Here is an 8102-nt window from a genome sequence, read left to right as displayed (position 1 = left end):
GACCGAGAGGTCAGGCCAGGCTGATCACGCCCTTGGACACCTTGATCTTCTTGCGGGTGAGCGGCCGCTTGGCGGGCCCCCTGACGACCGCGCCCGTCGAGATGCTGAACTTGCTGCCGTGGCAGGGACAGTTGATCGTCCCGCCGCTGACGCCGGCCACCGTACATCCCTGATGCGTGCAGATGGCGCTGAACGCCCTGAACGTGCCCTTGGACGGTTGCGTCACCACGTACTTGCCCTTGAGGATCTTCCCGCCGCCGACCGGGATGCTCCTGGTCTTGCTCAGGACGGGTCCTGCCGCGGCCTCGGCCGGTGTCGTCCACAGGAACAGCGCCCCCGTGCCCGCCGCTCCACCTCTGATGATCAGTGCCCGACGTGTGATCATTCGTGCCTCCTCACAGAGATTTCACGTACGCCGGACTCATCCGGTTCATCGGGAACCGCGCGATGAACCCCCCGTCTCGTACGGCAAGCGTCCCGCCGTGCAGCGTCGCGATGTCCCTGGCGATCGGCAGGCCGAGCCCGACCCCTCCACCGTCTCTGGCCCTGGCCTCGTCCAGCCTGGTGAAGCGGTCGAACACCGCCTCCCTGTGCTCGGGCGGGATCCCAGGGCCGTCGTCGAGCACCTCGAGGACCGCCTCGCCGTCCGTCTCGCGCACCCGGACTTCGACGGTCGTCGCCGCGTGCCGTACGGCGTTGTCCACGAGGTTGGTGACCAGCCGGGACAGGTGCCCGCGCGAGCCGTTGATGACGACGTCGGGGCTGATGTCCAGGCAGACGGCGGCTCCCGGGCGGAGGCTCTCCTCGGCGACGACCTGGCCGAGGTCGATCTCCTCGGCCTTGAGCGGCTCGCCCGCGTCGAGCCTGGCCAGCAGCAGGAGGTCGCCGGCCAGCCGCTGGAGCCGGTCGACGTCGGCCAGCGCCTCGGTCGACAGGTCGGTGGGCTCGGCCAGCTCCAGCCGTGCCCGGAGCGTCGCGATCGGGCTGCGCAGCTCGTGCGCGGCGTCGGCGACGAACTGCTTGTGCCGCTCGACCGCCGTCTCCAGCCGGTCGAGCGTGCCGTTCACGGTGGTGGCGAGTCCGGCGATCTCGTCGCCCGACTCGGGGACGGGCACCCGCTGGTGCAGGTCGCGGGCGGTGATGTCGGCGACCTTCGCCCTGATGGCCGCCACGGGGGCCAGTGCTCTGCCGACGGAGAACCACGTCATGCCTGCGACCACGGCCAGCAGGAGCGGCACGCCGGGCAGCAGGAGTCCGTTCAGGGTCCGCAGCGCCTGCTCCGCCCCCTCCAGGGAGGCGCGGCCCCAGATGGTCTTGGTGGCGCCCTCCTCGGTGGTCACGGCCATGGTCGCGACGGCGTAGTCGCCCGGCGTCGTCGTCTCCCAGGGGGCCGACTGGATCCTGGCCGTGACCTGGACGTCGGGGTCGGTGGTGAAGGTGAGGCTGTCGGCGGGTCTCGCTTCGACGGCCAGCGGCATCGCGGCGACGACCTTCCTGGCCGCCTCGGCGTTGGCGCTGGCCTCCAGGCTGCCTTTCAGCGAGGCGACCAGGACGGCCGTGGCGACGCCGAGCGCGGCGGCGACGACGAGGGTGGCCGCGATCGTGGCGCGCAGCCGTACGGACGAGAGGATCACGCCGCCTCCAACCGGTAGCCCGCGCCCCTGACGGTCTCGATCACGCCAGGGCCGATCTTGCGGCGCAGCGCGCTGACGTAGACCTCGACGATGTTGGGGTCGCCTTCGTAGCTGAAGTCCCATGCCTGGGCGAGCAGCTCGCTCTTGGAGACCACCTCGCCCGCCCTGCGCGCCAGCCCGTGCAGCACGGCGAACTCCTTGGGGGTGAGCGCGATCTCGACGCCGCCCCTGCGGCAGCGCATGCCCGCGGGGTCGACGGTCAGGTCCCCCACGGTGATCGACACCGGCCGCTCCCTGCCGCCGCGCCTGACGAGGGCGCGGAGCCTGGCCACCAGGACGACGTAGGAGAAAGGCTTGGCGAGGTAGTCGTCGGCGCCGGTGTCGAGCGCCTCCGCCTCGTCGTAGACGCCGTCCTTCGCGGTGAGCATCATGATCGGCGTCCAGTTGCCCGCCTCGCGGAGCTTCGCGCAGAGCGCGTACCCGTTCAGCCTGGGCAGCATGACGTCCAGGACGATCGCGTCGTAGTCGTTCTCCGAGGCCATCCACAGGCCGTCGCGGCCGTCGTAGGCGACGTCGACCGCGAAGCCCTCGCCTGCCAGGCCGCCCTTGACGAGGTCGGCCAGCCTCTTCTCGTCCTCGACCAGTAGTACTCGCACGGTGTTCAGGGTGCCTGACGCGACCTAAAGCCAACCTGAAGATCATTTCGGCTGCGTTCAGTGTGCCTTCAGGTTCGGTGGGCGAGGCTGCGGTCGTTCCGTTCAAGCGAAGGAGATGGAAGTGTTCAAGCGACGTATCGCCGCTCTTGTTGCCGTGGGTGCCGTGCTGTTCGCCGGGGGTCTCGCCGGATCGGCCAACGCCTCCTCGGACGAGCCGCCCGCCAAGGGCACCTGCGTGACGAGCGACGGCAAGACCTTCGAGTTCACCGAAGCGGTCCGCGCGGTCAGGATCGAGCCCGGCAAGGGGGGCGAGGCCCACCTGTCCGCGGACGACCAGTCCGCGGCGGCCACGGAGCCCGCTGCGACGATCCGGGTGGACGCGCAGTCCACGGACGGCAAGCCCCTGCCCGAAGGCGCCGTGGCCGTCGAGCGCTGGAGCGAGGCCACAGAGACCACCGAGGCCGTCCCCGCGACCCCCGCCCCCGGGGTGGAGGCGGGCGAGATCAAGGCCGGCCAGATCAAGGTTGGAGAGATCAAGGACGACGTCTCGATCGCCGCCACCGCCACCGCCACCGCCACCGCCCCCGACGGCGACGCCACCAAGGCCATCACCATCACCTGCACCGCCAAGTGACCAGGTGAGCGGGGCCCCGCCGCACCGGTCATGGGGGTCCGGTACGGCAGGGCTCAGGTGAAGGACGGGTGCGGGCCGAGCGCCCAGTACTCGAAGAGTCCGTGGCCGACCTGCCCGTCGTACTCGAAACGCCCGACCGCGTCCACCATGCCCCACATGCGGCCGGCGTCCTCGGGCAGCGTGTAGGTCACCCCCTGGACCACGGGCTCGCCGCCCTGGTACATGCCGTGCTTCCAGTCGGGCTCCAGGCCGTAGCCGGTGCCGACCATGAGGTGGACGGGCAGGATCGGCGTGCACCGCACCTCGATCTTGTCGAAGGTGATCGTCGCCTCCACGACGTCGCGGGTGCCGGGGGCGTAGACGGGGTGGTAGCCGGGGCGGCCGAGGTACTCCTCCTCCCGGCCGTCCGACCACACCCTGACGGCTTCCTCCAGCACCCTGCGACCCTTGTGGTCCTCCTGGATGATGCAGAGGATCGCGTGGTCGTCGAACTGCATGGGCGCGTAGAGCCAGTAGAACGTGCCGGGGTTCTTGACCTGGATGCCGGGCGGCTCGGGCTCGCCCACGGGCCTGATGCCCCATGAACGGTCTCTGGTGCCCTGCCATCCGTCGACGGGGATCTCGTCGTCGCCGACCACGATGGTGCCCGACCAGCGGCCTGTCTGTGCCAGCCGTACCGAATCGAAGACGACCCGCTCCTGCCAGCGCACGAAGTGGCGCGGTTCGAGCGTGGCCGGGATCGTGCCCGTCCACGTGAGGTCGAAGGCAAGGCCATGCTCGTTCGGCTCGAGGATCACCCTGAGCCGCTTGAGTCCTTCGATGACCTCGATCCTGAACGGGCCGACCGTGGTGTCCATGCGGTCGGATCCGAGCTCGCGGGAGGCTCGGACCACCCGGTGCAGGTTCGTACGGCGGGCACAGGCGAAGGCGTCGGTGACGCCGAGGTTGGGGTACTGCCCGAGGCCGACGATGAGCATGAGCTCGTCCGTGCCCGGGTGGCAGTTGAAGTAGTAGCGATCGTAGAAGTTGCGATCGGAGGTCGCGACGTGGCGCATGACCTGAGGGGCCTGATGAATGGGGAAGTCGTCCAGCGGTGACAGGCTCATGCGCTTCGTTGTAGCAAGCGCTTGGTTAGAGGTCAACGCGGCCGCGCGCGTGGCACGGCCGCGTCACACCCGTCAGGACATCTTCCGCGTGGCCTCGTCGACCTTGTCCGCCGCCTTGTCCGCGTTGGACGAGACCTTGCCTGCCGCCTGGTCCGCGCTGGACGACACCTTGTCGGCGGCCCGGTCCGCGCGTTCACCGACCCAGCGAGAGGCGTCAGTGGCGGAGTCCTTCATGTGGTCGGTCCACTGCTGGGCGTTGCGGCGGTAGAACATGTAGCCCGCCGCGCCCAGCGCCATCCCGGTCAGCAGGGCCAGGATCGGCCACCGGCGAGACCTTGCCGGCGTCGGGTCGATCCTGCTGGCCGCCTGGCTCAGCATCGAACTGACCCGCGGGGCGAGTTGATCCTCGACCCGATGGGCGGCGTCCTCTAGTCTGGGTGCCGCCCAGTAACGTGCATCCTCGATCCGATGCGCGGCGACCACCTTGGCCTGGTCCGCCATCGGGGCGAGCCGACCTCCGGCTCGCACAGCCTGGGCCTTCATTCGGCCCATCCACGTCACGGGCATCTCGATTATGACGTGGCGCTTTCTGAGTGTCAGGGACACGACAACCTCCCCTGTCGTTGGGGCCCCGCAGCGTGACCTTCCCGGTACAAGGCGGCTCAATCATGACGAGCCGTGGGAGGATGCTTGAGCGGCCCCAGCGGCCGTGCCATCCAAACCATCACATACCAGACCCTGTGCATAGAGGGGGGCAGCTGTCTCGTGGCTGAGAAGCTGATCGCAAACCTGCAGACCAATCGCGGTCTCATCAAGATCGAACTCTTCCCGAACAAGGCGCCGAAGACGGTTCGCAACTTCGTGGAGCTCGCCGAGGGCTCCAAGGAGTGGACGCACCCCGGCACCGGCGAGAAGAGCACGGGTCGTTACTACGACGGCACGATCTTCCACCGCGTCATCGACGGATTCATGATCCAGGGCGGCGACCCGCTCGGCCAGGGCATCGGCGGCCCTGGCTACGAGTTCGACGACGAGATCCACCCGGAGCTCGTCTTCAACAAGCCGTACCTGCTGGCCATGGCCAACGCCGGTGTCCGCGCCGGCAAGGGCACCAACGGCTCGCAGTTCTTCATCACCGTGGTGCCGACGCCGCACCTCAACCGCAAGCACTCCATCTTCGGCGAGGTCATCGAGGGGCAGGACGTCGTCGACGCGATCGCCAAGACGCAGACCGACCGCCGGGACCGTCCCGCCGACGACGTCGTCCTGGAGTCGGTCACGATCGAGCGCGTCGAGGGCTGACAGGCGGGCTGGGAAGCTCGGCTCGAAAGGAACGTGAGGTTGTCGTCTCTGACGGTCCAGCGCGCACGTTCCCGATGAGTAGGCTGGCGGTCAGTGGACGAGAAAGGCCCCTCATGACCAGCCAGCCGCCCAGCCCCCAGGAGACCGTGCCCACGTGCTACCGCCATCCTGGGCGGGAGACGTGGGTGCGCTGTCAGCGCTGCGAAAGGCCCATCTGCCCCGACTGCATGCGCGACGCGGCCGTGGGCTTCCAGTGCCCCGAGTGCGTGGCCGAGGGCAACAGGACGGTACGGCAGGCTCAGTCGGTCTTCGGCGGCGCCGTCGTCACCACGCCGTACGTCACCTACACGATCCTCGGCCTCATCGCCCTGGTGTTCGTCGGCCAGCTCCTCACCGGCGACAGGCTCGGCGCCGCCCTCGAGATGAACACGGTTTACGTGGTCGCCCAGGGCGAGTACTACCGGATGATCACCAGCGCCTTCGCGCACTCCACAGGGCTGATCTTCCACGTGCTGTTCAACGCCTGGGCGATCTACGCGATCGCGCCCTACCTGGAACGCGCGTTCGGGCACATCAGGTTCGCCGCGCTCTACCTGCTCAGCGCGCTCGGCGGCTCGGTCATGAGCCTGTGGTTCGACGACTTCAGAGTGGCCACCGTCGGCGCGTCGGGCGCCGTCTTCGGCCTGTTCGCGGCGATCTTCATCGTGGGCCGCAAGCTCAAGCTCGACGTGCGCGGCATCGCGACCGTCATCATCCTCAACCTGGTGATCACGTTCGTGGTGCCCGCGGTCACGGGCCTCGGCATCAGCTGGACCGCTCACGTCGGCGGCCTGCTCACCGGCGCCGTGCTGGCGGGCGCGCTGGTCTACGCCCCCAGGAACAACCGCGCCCTGTATCAGGCACTGGCGCTCCTGGGGGGGTTCGCGATCCTCGCCGCTCTCACGATCGTGCGAGCGACCTCGCTGCTGTCCTGACTTTCCCCAGCCTGTGGAAAACCTGTGGAAAGTACTAACGCCAGCGGGTGGAAAGCACCACACCGAAGATGATGAAAACGAACCCGATCAGCAGGTTCCAGTTGGAGAGCGTCCCGATCAGGGGCGCTTGGGGGGCCACGTAGTAGATCGCGATCCACAGGATCCCGATGATCCACGACACGACCATGGTCGGCGCCAGCCACCGCGGGCTGATCTTGACCTCTTGCGACTTCTGCGGCGGCGTGTAGACCGCCTTCTTGCGCGTCTTCGGCTTGGGCACGGGATAACTCCTGCTGGCGGCCGGGGGCCATCCGGATAGTCCCCAGGCTCTCTGGTCCGACCAGGATAGTCGCCACGCGCGGAACATGGCGATCCCCGGCATCCACCGCGCGTCTGCATACCCTGGCCACGTGAGGGCACTGCTGCGGACGGTCGGAGAGCTGAGCATCACGGCGGGCCTGGCCATGCTGCTCTTCTGCGCGTACCTGCTGTGGGGCACCGGCGCCTACACCCAGCGCCAGCAGCTGCTGCTCCAGCGGCAGCTCGCCGAGGAGCGGGGCGACGACCCCGCCCGCCTCGACAAGATCACGCTGGGGAACGCCGTGGCCATGCTGAGCATCCCCAGGCTGGGCGACGACTACCGGTACGCCGTGATCGAGGGCGTCGACGCCGAACACCTGAAGAAGGGGCCTGGCCACTACCCGGGCTCCGCGATGCCCGGCCAGGTCGGCAACTTCGTCCTGTCGGGCCACCGCACGACCTACGCGGCGCCCTTCAACCGCATCGACGAGCTGCGACGCGACGACGAGATCATCGTGGACGCCCGCGAGGCCCGCTACACCTACCGCGTCACCTCACAGGACGTCGTGGAGCCCGACGAGGTGGAGATCCTCGCCCCCGTGCCGGGAAAACCCGACATCAACGCCATCAGAGCGATGATCACCCTGACGACCTGCCATCCCGAGTACTCCGCGGCCCAGCGGCTCATCGTCTACGGCGTGCTCAAGTCGACCGAGCCGAGAAAGGCCTGACATGTACGGCTGGATCTGGCGGCACCTGCCCGGCGGCGTCGGGCGGCGACTCGTGACAGCCCTCGTTCTGGTCGCCTTGGCGGGAGTCGTACTCTGGTATGTCGTCTTTCCTCTACTCGAGCCCGCAGTGACGCTGGATGAGGTGACCGTCCGCAAATGATCCTGGTAGTGGACAACCACGACAGCTTCGTCCACACCATCGTGCAGTACCTGCGCTCTCTGGGCGCCGCCTGCGAGGTGCGGCCGCGCGACGTGGTGCGGGTGGAGGACGCCGACGACTACGCCGGCGTCCTGGTGAGCCCAGGCCCGGGAACACCCGAGGCGGCCGGGGTGAGCGTACCCCTCGTCCTGCACGCCGCCGCCACGGGCAAGCCGCTGCTCGGCGTGTGCCTCGGCCACCAGGCGATCGGAGTGGCGTACGGCGCGGTCGTGTCCAGGGCCCCCGAACTCATGCACGGGCGCACCAGCGCCATCACGCACGACGGCCGGGGAGTGTTCGCGTCGCTGCCCTCGCCCGTGACGATGACGCGCTACCACTCGCTCGCCGTACGGCCGGAGACGGTGCCCGACGAGCTGGAGGTGAGCGCGTGGACCGACGACGGGACCATCATGGGGCTCAGGCACCGCACCGCGCCCATCGAAGGGGTGCAGTTCCACCCCGAATCGGTGCTGTCGGAGCACGGCCACCGGCTGCTGGCCAACTGGCTGTCGTCGATCGTGTAACACCACGCCGCCGCCGAACGACTTAAGGAATGAACGTCCCCG

At 68.7% G+C, this 8102-nt stretch carries 11 protein-coding genes; 5 read left to right on the top strand and 6 right to left on the bottom strand.

Going from position 1 to position 8102, the window contains the following annotated elements:
- Positions 1-10 precede the first annotated feature (10 nt).
- Genes AC3EO4_RS21540 through AC3EO4_RS21530 form a run of 3 tightly spaced genes read right to left on the bottom strand, consistent with a single transcriptional unit; the run spans position 11 to position 2290 of the window.
- The gene (locus AC3EO4_RS21540; protein ID WP_379572749.1) at positions 11-385 is read right to left on the bottom strand and encodes a Rieske (2Fe-2S) protein; all 375 of its coding nucleotides are present in this window, start codon (positions 383-385) and stop codon (positions 11-13) included.
- A 10-nt stretch (positions 386-395) separates the two neighbouring features.
- Positions 396-1634, bottom strand: a complete 1239-nt coding sequence (locus AC3EO4_RS21535; protein WP_379572748.1) for an ATP-binding protein — start codon at positions 1632-1634, stop codon at positions 396-398.
- Positions 1631-2290, bottom strand: coding sequence for a response regulator transcription factor (locus tag AC3EO4_RS21530; RefSeq protein ID WP_379572747.1), 660 nt, complete (start codon positions 2288-2290; stop codon positions 1631-1633). The genes AC3EO4_RS21535 and AC3EO4_RS21530 overlap by 4 nt, the downstream gene beginning before the upstream one ends.
- Before the next feature lie 121 nt (positions 2291-2411).
- Between AC3EO4_RS21530 and AC3EO4_RS21525 the strand changes: the two genes are divergently transcribed.
- Positions 2412-2924 carry a hypothetical protein gene (locus AC3EO4_RS21525; protein WP_379572746.1) on the top strand — a complete coding sequence of 171 codons (513 nt, stop codon included), beginning with the start codon at positions 2412-2414 and terminating at the stop codon, positions 2922-2924.
- A gap of 53 nt (positions 2925-2977) precedes the next feature.
- Here the strand turns inward: AC3EO4_RS21525 and AC3EO4_RS21520 are convergent, their stop codons facing one another.
- Both AC3EO4_RS21520 and AC3EO4_RS21515 read right to left on the bottom strand, forming a co-directional pair.
- A complete protein-coding gene (locus tag AC3EO4_RS21520) occupies positions 2978-4030 on the bottom strand; it encodes an Rv3169 family protein (RefSeq protein WP_379572745.1) in 1053 nt (350 codons plus the stop codon).
- A gap of 72 nt (positions 4031-4102) precedes the next feature.
- Complete coding sequence (locus AC3EO4_RS21515; protein ID WP_379572744.1) at positions 4103-4531, bottom strand: YtxH domain-containing protein; 429 nt, start codon at positions 4529-4531, stop codon at positions 4103-4105.
- Positions 4532-4795: 264 nt separating this feature from the next.
- On the opposite strand from AC3EO4_RS21515, the gene AC3EO4_RS21510 reads away from it, so the two are divergent.
- Positions 4796-5332, top strand: a complete 537-nt coding sequence (locus AC3EO4_RS21510) for a peptidylprolyl isomerase (protein WP_379572743.1) — start codon at positions 4796-4798, stop codon at positions 5330-5332.
- A gap of 113 nt (positions 5333-5445) precedes the next feature.
- Positions 5446-6306, top strand: a complete 861-nt coding sequence (locus tag AC3EO4_RS21505) for a rhomboid family intramembrane serine protease (RefSeq protein WP_379572742.1) — start codon at positions 5446-5448, stop codon at positions 6304-6306.
- Between the two features lie 34 nt (positions 6307-6340).
- Here the strand turns inward: AC3EO4_RS21505 and AC3EO4_RS21500 are convergent, their stop codons facing one another.
- Positions 6341-6586 (bottom strand): cell division protein CrgA, encoded by a 246-nt coding sequence (locus AC3EO4_RS21500; RefSeq protein ID WP_379572741.1) that lies wholly within the window; start codon positions 6584-6586, stop codon positions 6341-6343.
- 130 nt (positions 6587-6716) lie between these two features.
- On the opposite strand from AC3EO4_RS21500, the gene AC3EO4_RS21495 reads away from it, so the two are divergent.
- Positions 6717-7337: a class E sortase gene (locus tag AC3EO4_RS21495; protein ID WP_379572740.1), complete on the top strand. Its 621-nt coding sequence runs from the start codon at positions 6717-6719 to the stop codon at positions 7335-7337.
- A 156-nt stretch (positions 7338-7493) separates the two neighbouring features.
- The gene (locus AC3EO4_RS21490; RefSeq protein ID WP_431897337.1) at positions 7494-8060 is read left to right on the top strand and encodes an anthranilate synthase component II; all 567 of its coding nucleotides are present in this window, start codon (positions 7494-7496) and stop codon (positions 8058-8060) included.
- Positions 8061-8102: the final 42 nt, after the last annotated feature.

Source organism: Nonomuraea sp. bgisy101, assembly GCF_057708945.1.
Note: the sequence above shows the minus strand (reverse complement) of the source record. Positions and strands in the feature narration are given on the sequence as shown.